Source organism: Pseudomonas sp. GD03842, assembly GCF_029841165.1.
Classification (GTDB): Bacteria; Pseudomonadota; Gammaproteobacteria; order Pseudomonadales; family Pseudomonadaceae; genus Aquipseudomonas.
Genome location: NZ_JAOCEA010000004.1, coordinates 76,317 through 93,979, shown reverse-complemented (window position 1 = coordinate 93,979; position 17,663 = coordinate 76,317). Strand labels below are relative to the sequence as shown.

Genomic DNA, 17,663 nt, shown 5'->3' with positions numbered 1-17,663 from the left:
CGCGGCATCCAGCCGTTCAGGCACGCAGAGAGGCGATGAAAAGGAGCGTCTATAAAAAAGGTTTGTAGCGACTGGATGGCGGTAAATATTGATTGGTCGCTAAAGGCTGGTACGACGTAATCGGTAGGAAAAACCATTTTAAATGGTAGGACGGATGACATTATTGCCATCCGGGTAAAACTGCATGTCATGAACCGGGCTGTTTAGGAAAGATTGAGTATCTTACTCTTCTCTCACCTCGCGGCTGCCCTCGCCGCGAACCTGGAACCCGAAGGGGAAGCGCGATTGTTACCGGCATCAACTTCTCGAACGGGTTCTACGACGTAGATTTTCAAGCTCCTGGATCTAACGTCTTGTTTAGCCGCTGCGCCTGCAGCGGCTTTTTTTCATTTTCAAAACTGTCAACTCTTCAGACATCTGCGACTCGATTATCACGAGCAGCCTGACTGTGTTTAAACATCAGCCATCGACACGGAATTGCCCAGGTCATTTAGTGGAGGCACACAATTCGATGACTAATCAGGCATACCACCTGAAAGGTCACTACACGCGGATATTCACCAAGGATCGCTGCCGGGGCGTTTTCGCATACTCCTCCAGCGCCATGATGATTGAAATAGAGGTTTTCAACTCAACCATTGCGCCTTTTGCAATTTCGTTACCTTCGTTGATGACACCCTGAAGAAGTGTCAGTTGCTCATCGAAAAACCGATAGGCATTCACCTCTCGGTCCATCTCGATTTCTCGGCCCGTGGCATCGTACTTCACGTTGATTGATGACATCACGCCCACCAGATCCCCATCAATTATGCCCCGATCGGCCAAAATGGCGCCGATCTCTCTCAGTTGCTTGCTGCTTGTCTTTCGGGGATCGAATCCGGACAAATCAATATTCAGCCCCTCCAGCTTTTTTAGGCCGGATACGTCTTTATCAGCCCAGAACTGTCTGACTTTTGACTTGACCGCTTCTTCGGAGGGTGTAAGTCCAGACTTGACGTCGAAACGCCGGTCGGGGGCTGCGAAATACGTTCTCAGCCGGTTTTCGACTTTGCTCAAATTCCCGATCATACAACCTCCTGTCGATAGATTTATCGACAGGAATGTCGTGCGAGGACCTCAAGAGTTGAGGCAGAAATGATCGAAACAACGCCGTTTTCGAGTTTCGAGAGCCGTCCTACTATCGCCTCAGAAAACTTCCTACAAAAATGGCCTGTTAAATCCCCCGAACCGGCCATTCCAAGCGCACGCTAAGGCGATCACCTCGCGAACCGCTGCAAATTGGCCATCATCTCTTTCAAGGCCTCGACATTGTCTGCTGGGTGCACGGCATCGTTGAAGTCGTCAATCTTGCTCCACTGCGACGCGACGTCTTCAGGAGAGAAGCCCGCACGTGGATCGAACCCGGCGCCCAGGCTACGCTCCCAACGTACTTTGCCTATCCAGCCCCCGCCCACTTCGTACAAGCCCGAGGTGTCTTGGCACTGCTCACTGCCCAAATACACCACCAGCGGACTGACGAGCTCAGGCTTGAGCAACTCGAATACACTCGCCGGAATCAGGCCTTCAGTCATTCGGGTGCCACCCGTGGGGGCGATGGCGTTGACCAGAATGTTGTTCTTGCGCCCTTCCAGTGCCAGCGTGCGAGTCAGGCCATACAGCCCCAGCTTGGCCATGCCGTAGTTGGACTGGCCGAAGTTGCCATAGATGCCCGAAGTGGATGAGGTGAAAACCACGCGGCCATAGTTTTGTTCGCGCAAATACGGCCAAGCGGCACGGGTGACCTTATAGGCGCCTTCAACGTGCACCTTGTAAACCAGGTCCCAGTCCGCGTCCTCCATTTTGGCGAAACTCTTGTCGCGCAGGATGCCCGCGTTGTTGACCACCACATCCACTCTGCCGAACGCATCCAGCGCGTGCTGAACGATCCTGCCGCCCTCGGTGACCGAGTCGTGATTGGCCACCGCTTCGCCGCCAAATGCTCGAATTTCTGCGACCACGCGATCGGCCGCCGACGCACTGGCGCCTTCCCCATGGGCAGACCCGCCGAGGTCATTGACCACGACCCGCGCACCGTGGCGGGCGAACAACAAGGCATGAGCGCGTCCGAGGCCACCGCCCGCCCCCGTCACGATCACTACCTTTGCGTCATAACGTATGGATTCGCTCATTGAACCTTCCCCCCCGATGATGAAGCGCTTCGACCCTGCGAGGCCGACAGCCGCTGTACAGTCACGGGAGTGTCAGCTACCCGAACCGGGGTCACAATCAATACGGGGCAGGCTGAATGGTGCTCGATAACGCAACGGGATGATTCATCGACTGAAGGATCGGTGCCGTGCGCGGGGTGAGCGGCGCTGGCCGAAAACCCGTCAATGCCGCACGAAAGCCGTCGTACAGGCGTAACACCTGTAAAGGCGCCTCGGTCTGTGGGTAATGGCCGATACCGGGCAGCGAAACGACGTCGGCTTCAGGTATCAATTGCCGATACCGCTGTGCCATGTGTTCGCCGGAAACCGGATCGGCAGCACCATTGATGAGCCGCATGGGTACGCAATGCTGCTGCATCGCTTTCACCCAGCGCTCTCGGTGCGTGATGCGTTCGGGAATGTAATGAATCAGGCGATACAAGACTCGCTGGCCGGAATGGGCCGCGATCAGACTCCAGAAGTCATCCAGCTCACTTTCGCTGGGCCGGGTATCGGGCCCGAAAATGCGGCTGAAATCCCGATCCAGCCAACTTCGATCAAACAAATGGCTGACCAGCCAACCCACGCGACCTAACAGGAGTTTTTGAGCCCGAACCGCCCGATGCGCCTCTGGAAACAGTCCGCCGTTGAGAAACGCGCAACTGGCCATGCGGAACTGCCCCTCGGCATGCCTCGCGATCAATTCCTGCGCGACACTGTCGCCGTAGTCATGGGCGAGGACGTGCACCGGCTGCGAGACCGCCAGATGGTCGAGCAACGCTTGTTGCAGATCGGCCTGCTCAAGGAGGCTGTAGGCATGCCGACGCGGCTTGGCCGAATCACCGAAGCCGAGCATGTCACAGGCAATCACCCGATATTGGCGAGACAGCGGCTGCCACAGGTAATTCCAGTCCCAGCTCGCTGTCGGAAAGCCATGAATCAGCAGCAGGGGCTCGCCCTGCCCCGCGACCCAGTAACGAATGTTTCGGCCGCGAAATTGGAAATCACGCCCGCGCGTTCGCCAGACGCAGAGCGGGATCTCGGCAGGCCTCATTACTGCGCATACCCGGGGGAACATTGGTCAAGCTTTCGCAACAGCGCTGGCCACGCCAGTTTGCCGCCCATGCCTTCAGCGCTGCGGGTGACGCCTGCGACCATGGCTTTGGCGCCCGCCAGAATATGCCCGTCGATGGGAATCAACTCTGCACCGCCGCCTTGGGCGAGTACCTGAATCTCGCAGGCCCGCTGAAAGGTGAACATCATGAGAAAGGTATCGGCGATGCTGGAACCGCACGTCAGTAACCCGTGGTTATTGAGCATCAGGAAATTGCAGCCACCCAGGTCGGCTTGCAGGCGCGCCTTTTCTTCAGGGTTGAGAGCGACGCCTTCATAGCCGTGGTAGGCAAGGCTGGCCATTACGAACAACGACTGTTGGCTGATCGGCAGCACACCCTGTTTCTGAGCGGATACGGCGACACCGGCGGCGGTGTGGGTGTGCATCACGCAGAGCACGTCGTCCCTTGCTTCATGAACCGCACTGTGAATGGTGTAGCCGGCTGGGTTGATGTCATAGGGGCTGTCCATGAGTTTCTTGCCTGACTGGTCGACCTTGACCAGACTCGACGCGGTGATCTCATGAAACATCATGCCGTAAGGGTTGATCAGAAAGTCTTCGGTGCCCGGCACCTTGCCCGAGATGTGGGTAAAGATCAGATCGTCCCAGCCATGCAGGGCGACCAATCGATAGCAAGCGGCCAGATCGACCCGGGCTTGCCACTCTTCTGCGCTGACCTGGTCTTTGACGGTGTGATTGATGTGGCTGACGGTTTCGGCAACGGCCTGTGCGACGTTCACGATCGGCTTCCCTCGGCATTTGTTCTGCTCTAATGGATCAGCAGTCTAGTCACCGCCGGTGAATGCGGTACTTGCCTTGGCAGCCAGCTTAATGACCATGCGAGTCAGCGGCCATCCCACGCCACTGCGGCAGGCGGATCAGAGCAGCCACACCAACAACGGTGCGGCGAAGAGATTGAGCAGCCCGGTCAGCACCATGACCAGCCCGGCCACCGAGCCTTCTTCACCACCGACCTCCCTTGCCCGACTGACCCCCGCACCATGGGCACCGACGCCAAACAGCGCTCCGCGCGCCAAGGCCGTGCGCAGTGGGAGCCACTTGAGCAACACGCCGCCCAGTGCTGCACCGAACACACCGGTGCACATCACGAACACCGCCGTCAGTTCGGGAACGCCCCCCAGATCATGAGCCAGCGGCATGGCAAACGGGGTGGTGATGGAGCGAGGGACCAGTGACATCACGACCGACGTGTCCAATGCCAGCGCCTTTGACAATCCGAACGAACTGCCAATCGAAGCCGCGCTGCCTGCCAGCATGCCGATCAGCAACGCTGGCCAGTGCCGGGCGAGCAAGGCGCGCTGTTGCCAGATTGGAACCGCAAACGCGACAGTGGCGGGACCAAGCACCCGCATGAGCCAGTGCGTGTCGGTGGCATATTCGGCGTAAGGGGTGTGCATCGGCAGCGCGACCGCCAGCAACACGGTAGGCACCAGAATCAACGGGGAAAGCAAGTAACGCCCAGTGCGGCGATACAACCAACGGCTGGCAAAGTAAGTGCCGAGCGTCATCAGTAACCAGAAGACCGGCATCAGCTCAAGGGTCATGCCTGATCCTCCGCCGGCCGATCTCTGAGGCGACAGACCACCTCGACCGTCACGGCAGTCACCAGCATCACCATCAAAGTGCTGCTGCCGATGACCAGCATGATCCGCCAACCTTCCTGGCGCACCAAGGCGCCGTAGTCCAACAGGCTCATCAGCGGCGGGATGAAGAACAGCAACATTTCTGCGAGCAGCAGCCCGGCACCGGTTTGCAGCGACGCGGGTTTTACCGCGCCCGTGGCGAAAATGACCAGCAATATTGCCAGGCCAATGACCCCGCCGGGTATTGGCCAATCAAGCCATGAAGCAATCTGGCAGCCGATCCAGTACACCGCCAACAGAGCAATGAGCTCGACAACCACGCGTGCGAGACGAGGCAAGCGTTTCATGATGTTCAGTTCCTCCGATGGCCTCTAGTGTAAAGGCCGACCTCCCATCCCAATAACGAATTGTTCGACTTCAATGTATTCCAATTCGGAATTCAGTACGCCACACTGCACGCATCGCCCGGCTGCCGAACGGGCATGACGGGGCGGTTATTTCATGGAATTCAAGCAACTGCGCACTTTCGTGGAGGTGGTTCGCGAAGGGGGCTTCACGCAAGCGGCCAAAACGTTGTATGTCAGCCAATCGGCGGTCAGCAAACAGGTGGCGCAACTGGAAGAAAGTCTGGGCGTCACGTTGCTTGATCGTCACGGTTCCCAGGTCAATCTGACGGCAGCAGGCCGCGTGGTGCTGAATCGGGCGGAAGAAATGCTGATCCTGCGCAATGGGCTGCTGCGTGAGCTCGACGACTTGAGCAATCTGGCCCGTGGCGAACTGCACCTTGGGCTCCCGATGCTTGGAAGCGACACACTGTTTGCCAAAGCCTTCGCCGAATATCGCCGGTTGTATCCGAACGTCACTATCCATTTGCTGGAAGGCGGCAGCCGCGCCATCGAGCAGGCTGTCATGAGCGGAGAGTTGGAGGTCGGTGCCAGTTTGACTCCGAGCGATCCGGCGTTTGCCTCACAGGCGTTTTGCGACGAACCGTTGGACGTACTGCTGCCCGCAGACCATCCGTTGGCGCACTTGAAAACACTGGAACTCGGCCAGTTGGCCGACACGCCCTTCCTGTTCTACCAGCGCAGTTTCGTGCTCAATGACCGGCTGCTGCAGGCCTGTCAGCAGGTTGGCTTCACCCCGAGAGAAGGAGGCCGTAGCGGGCAGGCGGACTTCCTGGCGGCACTGGTGGCCGCCGGTCAGGGAGTGGTTCTACTGCCGCAGGTGGTGGCGCGGGCCCTGGTTCGGCCCGGCGTCGTGCACGTCACGCTCACGGCCCCTGAAGTTCTGCGCTGGGATATCGCCTTCATCTGGCGTGAAGGCGCGTATCTTTCAAGGGCGGCCCAAGCATGGCTGGACCTGGTGAGACGCTGACACGGGGTGTCAGGCGTTGAGTTTCTCGACGAATTCGGCAAGCCAGGGCTCGGCGTCGGTTTCAGGGGTAACGGTTTCGCTTGCGTCCAGACGCAACATCTCCTGCACTTCGCGCACGCCCAACTCCATGAACAGCTCACGGAACTGCTCGCCTCCCCCACAGAAGGTATCGCCATAGCTGGCATCCCCGAGTGCGATGACCCCGCCTGGAAGCCCCCGCCAAGCGGCGGGCAGCACGTCGCGGATCTGCGCGTAAAGGGGCTGGACGTTATCGGGTAGCTCTCCCAAGCCTGTGGTCGATGTGACGGCCAGAAGGGCATGGGGGGAGAATGCTTGCAGATCGGCCAGGGTCACGCGCGGGTTGAACAGAACCTCGTGACCGGCATCCTGAATGATCTGTTGGGCATGCCGAGCGACCTCTTCAGCCGACCCGTACACCGAGCCCGAAACAATGGCGACTTTCATTGGGAATCCCTTGGAGAGTTGAAATCGTGCGGCATTATGCCCCAGCGCGACGGAATGTCTTAGAATGGCGCTCACGTCAGATACCCGCGAAACGGATCGCATTACGCGGCAGACAAGCGCATGCTGCTCCTTGGAAGCAGGCTGAAAACGCAAAGCCGCCGAGCAACTGACGAACGGCGGCAACCAAATAGTGAATTTTGTGTCTGCTCATTCAATTACCGGTTAACAGAGCTTGACCATGCAACACGACAACCTTCTCACTCAGGATGAACTCGATTTCATCCTGAATATGCAGCATAACCCCAAGCTGAACGTGCGCGACAAGTCACGTAGCCTGGTGGTTAACGGCGGCGTGCAGATCCAGGATCTGTTGACGCGTCTGGCTGCTCACGAGCAGGTCACGCTTCAAGCCCAGTTCGACAACCAGCAGATGACCTTCCCCTTGCACCTGGTGGAAGACGAATTTCATGCGCTGCATCTCGAGCTGGGTGCACCGAGCATCTTCGAAGAAGGCCCTCGCATCCGCCCATGGCGGCTGATCCTGACTGAGCCCATTGCGCTGGAAACCGAAAAAGGGTCACTGACAGCGCTGTGGGTTCACGAAATTTCGTTCAAGGGCATTCTCTTGGAGAACCGCAGGCAGACCAAGCCGCCCAAGTATTTCTCTGCCTATTTCACGCCCACCGGCCTTGCCCCCATCGCCCTGCGCGGCACGTTCGAGCGCCTCACCGAACAAGGCCTGGCTGCCTATCGCCTGAACCAAAACAGCAAAGAAGACATTGAGCGGTTGCGTCAATACATCCTCCAGGAACATCGCAAGATCCATCCTTCCATGCACCTTTGAAGCGGCATCCAGTTGGCGACCGCTAATCTTCGACCGATCAGCGCTTTTCGATACCACCTGCTCCCTCCTCTTGTCACTTGCGGCTTGAAGCTTGTCACTGGCATCAGGAATACTATTTGCACGCTTTTCTGCGAAGCTGACGCAACGCCACCACCCCGGCGCTGCGCCATGTGATTTCCCTACCCGGGAATCTCACTCGTCTACCGGAGATACACAATGTCTACGTCCCCCGTCACGCTGATGGTTGCGCGTCGCGTCGCCCATGGCCGCTATCAGGAACTGATTGCCTGGCTGCACGAAGGCGAGCAACTGGCTACCGACTTTCCCGGCTACCTGGGCTCAGGTGTGCTCGCACCGCCGCCGGGCGACGACGAATTTCAGATCATTTTCCGTTTTGCCGATGAAGCCACCATGCACGCTTGGGAGCATTCTGCGTCCCGACGCTCCTGGTTGGTGCGGGGCAGCGGCCTTTTCGCCAAGAATTCCGTCCACCGGGTGCGCGGCATGGACGGGTGGTTCGGCACCGTTGGTCAGCGCCCGCCGCGTTGGAAACAGGCGATTGCGATCTGGCTGGCATTTTTCCCGGTTTCGCTGATTTTCAACTACGTGCTGGGTCCGTTGCTCAGCCAGTTCGACCTGGTTCCTCGCATCCTGATCAGCACCCTGATCCTGACGCCGTTGATGGTGTTCTGGTTCATCCCTCTCTCGACGCACCTATTGTCTGGATGGCTGCACAGCGCACCCACTGCAGCACCGGCACCTGCGGAATCGGCTCGGCACACTGAGCCTTCTCGGTCTTCATGAGTCTTGACCGGAGGGCGCTTAGAGCATCGCAGCCACCCTGCAGGATGATCGCGCTCGACGATGGACTCACCTTCACGGTCACTGTCATCCGGCAGTGACCGCCGCCCAACGACGCTTGAAGCCACCGTGGTTTCGGCGCGTTGGACGCAAACAATGCTCCGCTGTTGTGCGCCACTGACCATTGGGTTAATTTTGCCGCTGACGATCGTTTTCTGATGGCTCATTGCTCGCAATGAGCGGCCCCGCCTCAGCGACCGACGCCGTTTCTCTCCCTGATCACGCGTGAGCTGCCATGGCCTCCTCTTCTGCCCCTGTCCTGATCACTGGCGCAAGCCAGCGCGTCGGCCTGCATTGCGCGCAAAGGCTGCTGGAGGAAGGCGAACGCGTGATCATCAGTTACCGCACCGACCGACCGGCCGTACAGCAACTCAAGGCGTCAGGTGCCACTGCGATACAGGCTGACTTTTCGTCCGAGCAGGGCGTGATGGCCTTTATTGCACAGCTCAAGGAGCGCACAGACAGTCTGCGCGCCATTGTCCACAATGCTTCGCAATGGCAGGCGGAAACCGAAGGCGACGAGGCGCAGGTGTTCCAGAACATGTTCAACGTTCATATGCTCGCGCCGTATCTGATCAACCTGCATTGTGCCGATCTGCTCCGGCGTTCGGAAAGGGCCGACATCATTCACATCGGCGACGACGTGACGCGCAAGGGCAGCCGTAATCACATCGCCTACAGCGCGAGCAAGGCGGGACTCGATAACCTGACGCTGTCCTTCGCCGCACGCTACGCGCCTCGCATCAAGGTCAATGGCATCGCCCCGGCCATGTTGATGTTTCAACCCGACGACGACGCGGCGTACCGCGCCCGCACGCTGGCCAAGTCCGCGCTGGGCGTGGAGCCTGGGCCAGACGTGGTTTACCAGAGCGTGCGCTATCTGCTGGATAATCCCTATGTCACCGGCACTACATTGACCTTAAATGGTGGACGGCACGTCAAGTAGGCCGCCCCAAGGAAACTTTCGATGACCCTGTCATTGCCTCAGCACTACCGCGAAATCCTTGTTGGCCTGGGTGAAGATCCCGAGCGCGAAGGCCTGTTGGATACGCCGAAGCGCGCCGCCAAAGCCATGCAATACCTGTGTCATGGCTACGAACAGACGCTGGAAGAGATCGTCAACGGCGCCCTGTTCGCCTCGGACAACGATGAGATGGTCATCGTCAAAGACATCGAGTTGTACTCGCTGTGCGAACATCATTTGCTGCCGTTCATTGGCAAAGCCCATGTGGCCTACATGCCTACTGGAAAGGTCCTCGGGTTGTCGAAAATTGCGCGCATGGTCGACATGTTCGCGCGCCGACTGCAGATTCAGGAAAACCTGACCCGCCAGATTGCCGATGCCATCCAAGACGTGACCCAGGCGGCAGGCGTAGCCGTGGTGATCGAGGCCCAGCACATGTGCATTATGATGCGTGGCGTCGAGAAGCAGAATTCGACCATGAACACCTCGGTGATGCTGGGCGCCTTTCGCGCCTCCACCACGACAAGAATGGAATTTTTGCAATTGATCGGACGGAGCAAATAGTCCATGGCAAGACTCGAACCCGGCACTGCGCGCATACGGGTCAAAGACCTGTGCCTGCGCACCTACATCGGTATCAATGAAGAGGAGATCCTCAACAAGCAAGATGTGCTGATCAACCTGACGATCCTCTACGCGGCCCAGGAAGCGGTGCGTGACAACGACATCGACCATGCACTGAATTACCGGACCATCACCAAATCCATCATTCATCACGTTGAAAACAACCGCTTTGCACTGCTGGAACGCCTGACCCAGGAAGTGCTGGATTTGGTAATGGCGCACAAGGCCGTGCAGTACGCCGAGGTCGAAGTCGACAAGCCCCACGCCCTGCGGTTCGCCGAGTCGGTCTCCATTACGCTGGCGGCAGAGCGCTGAGTGATTGGCCTGCAGGCCTTCACGAGGATCGACGGAGCCTGCTTCCAATGACGCAGTGGGCGTCTTGAACCATTGCTCAGCTGCGCTCGGCCTCCTATCATCCGCCCATCTTCTACTCCCTCAGAGCCCATCATGACCGAGCAACAACGCCTCGAACTCGAAGCCGCCGCTTTTCGTCGTCTGGTCGCGCACCTGGACAGCCGCAAGGATGTACAGAACATCGACCTCATGAACCTGTCCGGTTTCTGCCGCAATTGCCTCTCCAAATGGTACAAGGCCGCCGCTGACGATCGCCAGATCGACATCACCCTCGATGACGCCCGTGAAGTGGTGTACGGCATGCCCTACGGCGAGTGGAAATCCCTCTATCAGAAAGAAGCCAGCACCGAGCAGCAGGCGGCGTTTGCCAAGGACAAGGAACATGACTGACATGACCGCCCTGCGCGCTCGGCTGAAATCCGGCGACCACGCCTTCGCCGACACCCTGGCCTTCATCGCCGCGCACTACGACTACCAGCCGCAGGCCTTCACCAATGGCCCTGTGGTCAACGCTGCCGGTCAGAACGAAGGCTCTTGCAAGACTCTTGGCCTGGCGCTGCTGGAAGGCTTGAGCGATGAAGAGGCTTTGCTGGCCTTTGGCGAACATTACCGTTCCGTGGTGGCGACGCCGGAAGGCAACGACCATGGCAACATTCGTGCGCTGATGGCACATGGTCTGACCGGTGTGAAGTTCAGCGCGCAGCCGCTCACCCGCAAGGCGTGACGGCAACGCCGATACTGTTGCAGCTCTGCCTGTCTGCAGACACAAAAAAACCGGCTCGATGAGCCGGTTTCGTTTTGCAGGGTACCGTCAGAACGAGGCGTTCGCCAAACCGTCCAGATAGCGCTCGACGTCCAGTGCAGCCATGCAGCCTGCGCCGGCGGAGGTGATTGCCTGTCGATAGACGTGATCCGCCACATCGCCCGCAGCGAAGACACCTTCGACGCTGGTAGCTGTGGCATTGCCTTCACGGCCGCCGTTGACCACCATGTAACCATCTTTCAGCGCCAGTTGGCCCTCGAACAGCGAGGTGTTCGGCGTGTGGCCAATCGCAATGAACACGCCGTCGACCTTCAGTTCGTCGAAGCTGCCGTCATTGTTCTTCAAGCGAGCGCCTGTCACACCCATACCGTCACCCAGCACTTCGTCCAGCGTTGCGTTGAGCTTGAGTTCGATTTTGCCCTCAGCGACACGCGCGTGCAGCTTGTCGATCAGAATCTTCTCGGCGCGGAAGGTGTCGCGACGGTGAACCAGGGTGACTTTGCTGGCGATGTTGGCCAAGTACAACGCTTCTTCCACAGCCGTGTTACCGCCACCGACCACGGCTACCGGCTTGTTGCGGTAGAAAAACCCGTCACAGGTCGCACAGGCCGAGACGCCTTTGCCCATGAACGCTTCTTCCGACGGCAAGCCAAGGTAGCGAGCGCTGGCGCCCGTGGCGATGATCAGCGCATCACAGGTGTAAGTGCCACTGTCGCCCTTGAGACTGAACGGCTTGCCGGCCAGATCCACCGCGTTGATGTGGTCGAAGATGATCTCGGTCTCGAAACGCTCTGCGTGCTCGCGCATGCGCTCCATCAATACCGGGCCGGTCAGCCCATGGGGGTCACCCGGCCAGTTGTCGACTTCAGTGGTAGTGGTCAGCTGACCGCCCGCTTGCATGCCGGTGATCAGCAGAGGTTTGAGGTTGGCGCGGGCAGCGTAAACCGCAGCACTGTAACCGGCAGGGCCGGAGCCGAGGATAATCACTCGGGAATGACGTACATCAGACATGACACACTCCTATCGACCGGCCATCGTTACGGGTGGTCGGAGTTACTGAAATCTGTACCGGCGTACCGGCTGAATAAAAAGGATCGGCGAGTGGCTTCGCACAGCACGCCCGCCCATCCAAAAAATCGTGACGCTGCGGCCTAGACCGCAGCGACCGTGTTACAGGCTCTTGGCGTTCTCAGCCAGGTAATCAGCCACGCCCGAAGCGTCAGCCTTCATGCCTTTCCGGCCTGGACGCCAGCCAGCCGGGCAAACTTCACCATGCTGTTCGGTGAATTGCAGCGCTTCAACCAGACGTACCATCTCATCAACGTCACGACCCAATGGCAGGTTGTTCACGACCTGGTGCTGAACCACACCGTTCTGGTCGATCAGGAACGAACCGCGCAACGCAACGCCGTCGTCGTGTTCGATACCGTAAGCGCGGGTGATCTCGTGCTTGATGTCAGCGACCATGGTGAACTGGACTTGGCCAATGCCGCCCTTTTCTACCGGGGTGTTGCGCCAGGCGGCGTGGGTGAAATGCGAATCGACGGATACGCCGACCACTTCGACACCCAGTTCGCGGAACTTGGCGACGCGGTTGTCGTGGGCGATGATTTCCGACGGGCAAACGAAAGTGAAGTCCAATGGCCAGAAGAACAGAACGACGTATTTGCCACGCAGCGAAGACAACTGAAAGCTATCGACGATCGAGCCGTCACCCAGGACTGCTGCCGCGGTGAAATCAGGGGCTTGTTTGTTTACCAGAACGCTCATCAAAACTCCTTCGAGGTTCAGCGTGAATGGAAATAGGCTTGGAATTTGCCCGCAAGCTTATCGGGGCGGGGAAGATTAAGGAAATATCGTTTCACAATCCAGTTCATAGACCGCCGCTATTCCGACAGGCCGCTGGGCAAGGTTCCTCAGTAGACTCTACCTTCGCGAGAGTGTTTCGGCGAATGTCCATGTGCGGAGGCGGCTTCCGTCGCCGTGACAAAGCCGGTAAGGTCGGCCGGATTCCCAAGCTTGGAGGCCCACATGCCTGCACCCGCCCTGTCTGGCCCGCAATACCTGCGTGAAGGCCTTAAACTGGTTCTCAGCCCTGGGCTGCGTCTGTTCGTGCTCTTACCCTTCACCATCAACCTGGTACTGTTCAGCGGCCTGATTTATTTCGCCGGTCACGAATTCAGACTCTGGGTCGATTCATTCATGCCGACGCTGCCCAGTTGGCTGAGCTTTCTTAATTACATCCTCTGGCCGCTGTTCGTGGCGCTGGTCGTCCTGATGGTGTTTTTTACCTTCACCATGATCGCCAACGTCATCGCCGCGCCGTTCAACGGCTTTCTTTCGGAAAAAGTGGAAGTCGTGCTCCGCGGCAAGGATGATTTCCCGGCGTTCAGTTGGGGGGAACTGATCGAGATGATCCCCCGTACCTTGAGCCGGGAAATGCGCAAGCTCGGCTATTTCCTGCCACGCGCCATCGGGCTCTTCATCCTGTCGTGGATCCCCGTGGTCAACATCGTCGCTGCGCCGCTGTGGCTGATTTTCGGCGTCTGGATGATGGCCATTCAGTACATCGACTACCCCGCCGACAATCACAAGATGAGCTGGCAAGACATGCTCGCCTGGCTGCGCGCCAAACGTTGGCAGAGCATGAGCTTTGGCGGGATTGTGTACCTGGCGCTGCTGATCCCGGTGGTCAACATTCTGATGATGCCTGCGGCGGTGGCCGGGGCGACGATGTTTTGGGTCAGGGAGCGAGGGGCGGAGACGTTGGCAGCCAAGATATGACTAAAAAGGCCTCTAACCGAGGCCTTTTTTGATCACATTTTAGCCAAACCGTACGTGTTGGCACCGATCACCAACCATATCAGCAAGCCGATACTGATCCAGATGACATTGCCAACAGTGTAACCGTCATTCGCCAAGCCATTCGGGTCTACATTAACCCGATTAATGAATCCTTGAACTCTTGAGATGATCAAGGTTTGCAGCACCAGTGCTGCCGTCCCCACCATGAAGTCGAGCCAAAGCAAGTTCGGCACATCTTCAGCTCCCGCTGGCCTCAGATACAGGCCATAAACGAGTCCAATAAAAAACGGAGAGACTTGCAGGAGAATCAGCATGGCACTGCTCAATGCCCAATAACGCATACCCGTTTTGTCAAAGTTCTTACATGCCCTATCGACTTTGCAAAACAGTGAGGGAGCATAGAAGAACGCCAAGATCGTACGCGCGGTAGGCCAGATCGCACGGCCCGAGTGGTTTCCGTAGTTTTTCCAGTTCTGATAGAACCAGTAAACGGTGTAGAGACCATGCGTCAATAGCATCATCACGATCAGCTTGCGGGGCGCAACCGTGAAAAACTCGGGCTCATCGTTCGTGGCTGGCTGTAGATCAGCCGCAGGCGGCGTATAAAAAACGTTAGACACATCGTTCCCTCGGTGAGTAAGTGCAGCGCATCCTAGCGGTCAAAACCTGCTTTTAATCACCTCCCAAAAAATCAGGACGGTTCCTACAAAAGTCTTCCGAACATCCCACAGCCGAGCTGTTCAACCATGGGCTGGCCCACTCCGGGCGCTCTCATCAGGAGTGTCATGTCTATGGAAATGAATCGTGTCAATACGTCGAACCCGCCTCAGTTCGTGCTGCTGCAACCGAAACCTCAGCCAGAACCCAACGCGCCTAAGTTCCTGCAGGCGCTCGCCGAAGCAGTGGAAACGGTGACATCCACGACTTTGAAAGCGGAACCCGCAAACCTGGCAAGACAACTCAAACCTCGTTGCCATCTGGACTTGGTCAGCTTGAACCCTGTGCAGACGAGTTATGTGTCGGAAGCGGCGGCACTGGAGCGAGTTGGCAGGTCACGTATTTTGCCGCTCACCGCCGCCGAATAAAGACCGCACCTGTTTTTGAACAATGGCAAGTAACGCTATGCGCCATTGTTCAACCGTCACAAATCCATCACCCAGCCGCCACACAAGGGAAACACTGCCCTCTGAAACTGGCTGTCATGATGAAGTCCCTGCACATCACGCTGATCACTGAAACCTACGCACCGGAGATCAACGGCGTGGCCAATACGCTGAGCCGATTGTGCGACGGTTTGCGCACACGCGGACACCGGGTGGAGGTGATTCGGCCGCGCCAGAGTGAGGATGAACTGCGGGCGGCCGGGGATGATTTGATGCTATGTCGCGGCTGGCCGATTCCAGGGTATCCCGGCCTGCAATGGGGGCAGTCGTCGATGCACAAACTGCTGAGGCGCTGGCGGCGCAATCGGCCGGACGTTCTGTATATCGCGACCGAGGGGCCGCTGGGGCTGTCGGCATTACGGGCGGCGCGGCGGTTGCGTATTGCTATCGTCAGCGGCTTTCACACGAACTTCCAGCAGTACACGCGCCAGTATGGCCTGGGGTTCATCACCCGCTTGCTCATTTCTTACCTGCGCTGGTTCCACAACCGCTCCAGTGCCACGCTGGTCCCGAGTGTCAGTCAGAAAACCGAGCTCGCCCGTCGAGGTTTCGAGCGGTTGGAGCTGCTGGCGCGGGGTGTGGATTGCCAACTTTTCCACCCCTCACGACGCTCGAACGATCTGCGTGAAACCTGGGGCATGCGGCCCCACGATACGGTCGTATTGCATGTCGGGCGCTTGGCGCCGGAGAAGAACTTGGGTCTGCTCAAGACCAGCTTCGACAGCCTCACCGCTACCTACCCTGATAAGAGGCTCAAACTGGTCATCGTGGGCGATGGCCCCAGCCGCATGGAGCTAGAGCAGCAATTGCCTGAGGCGGTCTTTTGCGGGGCGCAGCGGGGCGAAGCGTTGGCAGTGCACTATGCGTCAGGTGATGTGTTTCTGTTCCCCAGTCTCACCGAGACCTTCGGCAACGTGGTACTCGAAGCGCTGGCCTCGGGGCTAGGCGTGGTGGCGTATGACGAAGCGGCGGCGGCTCAGCACATTCGTCACGGACACAACGGCGCAGTGGCGATGCCGGGCGATGAAGAAGGCTTCATCGATGCGGCGCGCTGGATGCTGGAAGACGATGAGACGCTGCGACGGGTGCGGTTGAACGCTCGCCAACATGCCAGCCGACAAGGCTGGGCGGGGGTGATCGATGCGTTCGAGGATTACTTGCGCACCGCAAGTGAAATGCAGAGCGGGTTGGCGCTGGAGGTGTGATCCAGCGCGCTGCCCCTGTAGAAGCGGGATCCTTCACGAACGTGTCAGACCCGCTTCAACGCCCGCTGACCACGGATGATTATCCCCGCGCTCAGGTGGCAACAGCTCCCGGAATCACTCGAGCCGGCCCAGCGCATCCCGACTGAACGGGAGGATGTCCTGCTCACGTCCTTCCCGCACTTTGATGGCCCAGTCCGGGTCGACCAGCAGCGCGCGGCCCACCGCCACCAGGTCGAATTCTTCATCGCTCAGTCGCTTGAGCAAGTTCTCCAGACTCGCCGGTTTGGCAACTTTGTCGGTATTGACCATGAACTGAAGGAACTCACCATCCAGACCGACACTGCCCACGGTAATCGTCGGCTTGCCGGTCAGCTTACGCGTCCAACCCGCCAGGTTGAGGTCGGAGCCTTCGAACTCCGGCTCCCAGAAGCGGCGCGTCGAACAGTGGAAAATGTCCACACCTGCGTCCGACAGCGGCTTGAGGAAAGCGTCGAGCGCTTCGGGGGTCTGCACCAGCCGCGCGCTGTAATCCTGCTGCTTCCACTGGGAGTAGCGAAAAATGATGGGGAAATCCGGCCCCACGGCCGCGCGCACCGCTTGAATCAACTCGATAGCGAACCGTGAGCGCTGCCCCAGGTCGCCGCCGTATTCATCGGTGCGCTGGTTGGTCCCCTCCCAGAAGAACTGATCCACGATGTAACCGTGAGCACCGTGAATTTCCACGCCATCCATGCCAATGGCCTTGGCGTCCTTCGCAGCCTGGGCGAATGCCGCGATGACATCCGCGATGTCTTGCTTGCTCATGCCATGAACGACTACTTGGCCATCTTTGAGCTTTTCAGTCGGGCCGTATGCCGGGATGGTCCCATCGGGTTCGGTGCCCAGCCGGCGCACAGCGCCTACGTGCCAGAGTTGCGGAACGATCTTGCCGCCTTCGGCGTGAACCGCCTCGACCACGTTCTTCCAGCCCGCCAATGCCGCTTCACCAAAGAACTGCGGCACATTGGGGTAACCATTCGAGGCTTTGTGACCGACCGTCGTGCCTTCCGTGATGATCAAACCGACCCCGGCCGCTGCACGGCGCCGGTAATACTCGACCACTTGGGCATTCGGCACGCCTCCCGGCGAAAACGAGCGGGTCATGGGCGCCATCACGACGCGTGTTGGGAGCGCCAGGCCACCCATAGTGAAAGGTTTGAACAAGGCTTTGACTGGCATTGGAGCTCCTCGGCGGCCGCAAATATGATGAAGGTCATAAAGCATGAGCCGACGAGACCGCGATGCCTAGCACTATTGATTTGGGTGATTAAGATTCAAAAGCTGATAATCGATCTTGT

22 protein-coding genes are annotated in these 17,663 nt (G+C 58.5%); 11 read left to right on the top strand and 11 right to left on the bottom strand.

The genetic code is table 11. The features are described 5' to 3' along the window. Window positions 1-543: 543 nt before the first annotated feature. The 6 genes from N5D61_RS07560 to N5D61_RS07535 all read right to left on the bottom strand — a co-directional run bounded on the left by N5D61_RS07560 (window position 544) and on the right by N5D61_RS07535 (window position 5,251). Window positions 544-1,068: a hypothetical protein gene (locus N5D61_RS07560; RefSeq protein ID WP_279891780.1), complete on the bottom strand. Its 525-nt coding sequence runs from the start codon at window positions 1,066-1,068 to the stop codon at window positions 544-546. Between the two features lie 188 nt (window positions 1,069-1,256). Next, the gene (locus N5D61_RS07555) at window positions 1,257-2,168 is read right to left on the bottom strand and encodes an SDR family oxidoreductase (RefSeq protein WP_279891778.1); all 912 of its coding nucleotides are present in this window, start codon (window positions 2,166-2,168) and stop codon (window positions 1,257-1,259) included. A 97-nt stretch (window positions 2,169-2,265) separates the two neighbouring features. Beyond that, window positions 2,266-3,240 (bottom strand): alpha/beta hydrolase, encoded by a 975-nt coding sequence (locus N5D61_RS07550; RefSeq protein WP_279891776.1) that lies wholly within the window; start codon window positions 3,238-3,240, stop codon window positions 2,266-2,268. Continuing rightward, window positions 3,240-4,001 (bottom strand): class II aldolase/adducin family protein, encoded by a 762-nt coding sequence (locus N5D61_RS07545; RefSeq protein ID WP_279892083.1) that lies wholly within the window; start codon window positions 3,999-4,001, stop codon window positions 3,240-3,242. Before N5D61_RS07545 ends, N5D61_RS07550 begins: the two co-directional genes overlap by 1 nt. Window positions 4,002-4,178: 177 nt before the next feature. Continuing rightward, window positions 4,179-4,865, bottom strand: a complete 687-nt coding sequence (locus N5D61_RS07540; RefSeq protein ID WP_108239145.1) for an LrgB family protein — start codon at window positions 4,863-4,865, stop codon at window positions 4,179-4,181. Next, window positions 4,862-5,251, bottom strand: a complete 390-nt coding sequence (locus tag N5D61_RS07535; RefSeq protein ID WP_279891773.1) for a CidA/LrgA family protein — start codon at window positions 5,249-5,251, stop codon at window positions 4,862-4,864. Before N5D61_RS07535 ends, N5D61_RS07540 begins: the two co-directional genes overlap by 4 nt. A gap of 154 nt (window positions 5,252-5,405) precedes the next feature. Between N5D61_RS07535 and N5D61_RS07530 the strand changes: the two genes are divergently transcribed. Continuing rightward, window positions 5,406-6,278: a LysR family transcriptional regulator gene (locus N5D61_RS07530; RefSeq protein WP_108239143.1), complete on the top strand. Its 873-nt coding sequence runs from the start codon at window positions 5,406-5,408 to the stop codon at window positions 6,276-6,278. 9 nt (window positions 6,279-6,287) lie between these two features. On the opposite strand, the gene N5D61_RS07525 is transcribed toward N5D61_RS07530, so the two are convergent. Next, window positions 6,288-6,743, bottom strand: a complete 456-nt coding sequence (locus N5D61_RS07525) for a flavodoxin (protein WP_108239142.1) — start codon at window positions 6,741-6,743, stop codon at window positions 6,288-6,290. 238 nt (window positions 6,744-6,981) lie between these two features. Between N5D61_RS07525 and N5D61_RS07520 the strand changes: the two genes are divergently transcribed. From N5D61_RS07520 to N5D61_RS07490, 7 genes are all read left to right on the top strand, one after another. Next, window positions 6,982-7,587, top strand: coding sequence for a hypothetical protein (locus N5D61_RS07520; protein ID WP_279891770.1), 606 nt, complete (start codon window positions 6,982-6,984; stop codon window positions 7,585-7,587). A gap of 216 nt (window positions 7,588-7,803) precedes the next feature. After that, on the top strand, window positions 7,804-8,391 hold the full coding sequence (locus N5D61_RS07515; protein WP_279891768.1) for an antibiotic biosynthesis monooxygenase: 588 nt from the start codon (window positions 7,804-7,806) through the stop codon (window positions 8,389-8,391). Window positions 8,392-8,683: 292 nt separating this feature from the next. Then, the gene (gene folM, locus N5D61_RS07510; protein WP_279891766.1) at window positions 8,684-9,394 is read left to right on the top strand and encodes a dihydromonapterin reductase; all 711 of its coding nucleotides are present in this window, start codon (window positions 8,684-8,686) and stop codon (window positions 9,392-9,394) included. A 21-nt stretch (window positions 9,395-9,415) separates the two neighbouring features. Beyond that, complete coding sequence (gene folE, locus N5D61_RS07505; protein ID WP_279891764.1) at window positions 9,416-9,976, top strand: GTP cyclohydrolase I FolE; 561 nt, start codon at window positions 9,416-9,418, stop codon at window positions 9,974-9,976. 3 nt (window positions 9,977-9,979) lie between these two features. After that, window positions 9,980-10,351 carry a dihydroneopterin triphosphate 2'-epimerase gene (folX, locus tag N5D61_RS07500; protein ID WP_279891762.1) on the top strand — a complete coding sequence of 124 codons (372 nt, stop codon included), beginning with the start codon at window positions 9,980-9,982 and terminating at the stop codon, window positions 10,349-10,351. A 132-nt stretch (window positions 10,352-10,483) separates the two neighbouring features. Then, window positions 10,484-10,780, top strand: coding sequence for a DUF1244 domain-containing protein (locus N5D61_RS07495; protein ID WP_279891760.1), 297 nt, complete (start codon window positions 10,484-10,486; stop codon window positions 10,778-10,780). Next, on the top strand, window positions 10,773-11,114 hold the full coding sequence (locus N5D61_RS07490; RefSeq protein ID WP_279891757.1) for a HopJ type III effector protein: 342 nt from the start codon (window positions 10,773-10,775) through the stop codon (window positions 11,112-11,114). Before N5D61_RS07495 ends, N5D61_RS07490 begins: the two co-directional genes overlap by 8 nt. 87 nt (window positions 11,115-11,201) lie before the next feature. Here N5D61_RS07490 and trxB read toward each other — a convergent pair whose 3' ends face one another. Both trxB and N5D61_RS07480 read right to left on the bottom strand, forming a co-directional pair. Then, the gene (gene trxB / locus N5D61_RS07485; protein ID WP_108239134.1) at window positions 11,202-12,164 is read right to left on the bottom strand and encodes a thioredoxin-disulfide reductase; all 963 of its coding nucleotides are present in this window, start codon (window positions 12,162-12,164) and stop codon (window positions 11,202-11,204) included. Between the two features lie 159 nt (window positions 12,165-12,323). Then, window positions 12,324-12,923 carry a peroxiredoxin gene (locus tag N5D61_RS07480; protein ID WP_279891754.1) on the bottom strand — a complete coding sequence of 200 codons (600 nt, stop codon included), beginning with the start codon at window positions 12,921-12,923 and terminating at the stop codon, window positions 12,324-12,326. A 261-nt stretch (window positions 12,924-13,184) separates the two neighbouring features. Between N5D61_RS07480 and cysZ the strand changes: the two genes are divergently transcribed. Next, window positions 13,185-13,937, top strand: coding sequence for a sulfate transporter CysZ (gene cysZ, locus N5D61_RS07475; RefSeq protein WP_279891752.1), 753 nt, complete (start codon window positions 13,185-13,187; stop codon window positions 13,935-13,937). A gap of 32 nt (window positions 13,938-13,969) precedes the next feature. Here the strand turns inward: cysZ and N5D61_RS07470 are convergent, their stop codons facing one another. Continuing rightward, entirely contained in the window at window positions 13,970-14,578 is a 609-nt protein-coding gene (locus N5D61_RS07470; RefSeq protein ID WP_279891750.1) for a hypothetical protein, read from the bottom strand. Between the two features lie 171 nt (window positions 14,579-14,749). Between N5D61_RS07470 and N5D61_RS07465 the strand changes: the two genes are divergently transcribed. Then, window positions 14,750-15,043, top strand: coding sequence for a hypothetical protein (locus tag N5D61_RS07465; RefSeq protein WP_279891747.1), 294 nt, complete (start codon window positions 14,750-14,752; stop codon window positions 15,041-15,043). 116 nt (window positions 15,044-15,159) lie between these two features. Continuing rightward, window positions 15,160-16,326: a glycosyltransferase family 1 protein gene (locus N5D61_RS07460; RefSeq protein ID WP_279891745.1), complete on the top strand. Its 1,167-nt coding sequence runs from the start codon at window positions 15,160-15,162 to the stop codon at window positions 16,324-16,326. A gap of 114 nt (window positions 16,327-16,440) precedes the next feature. Here the strand turns inward: N5D61_RS07460 and N5D61_RS07455 are convergent, their stop codons facing one another. Then, entirely contained in the window at window positions 16,441-17,544 is a 1,104-nt protein-coding gene (locus N5D61_RS07455) for an NADH:flavin oxidoreductase (RefSeq protein WP_279891743.1), read from the bottom strand. Between the last annotated feature and the right edge of the window lie 119 nt (window positions 17,545-17,663).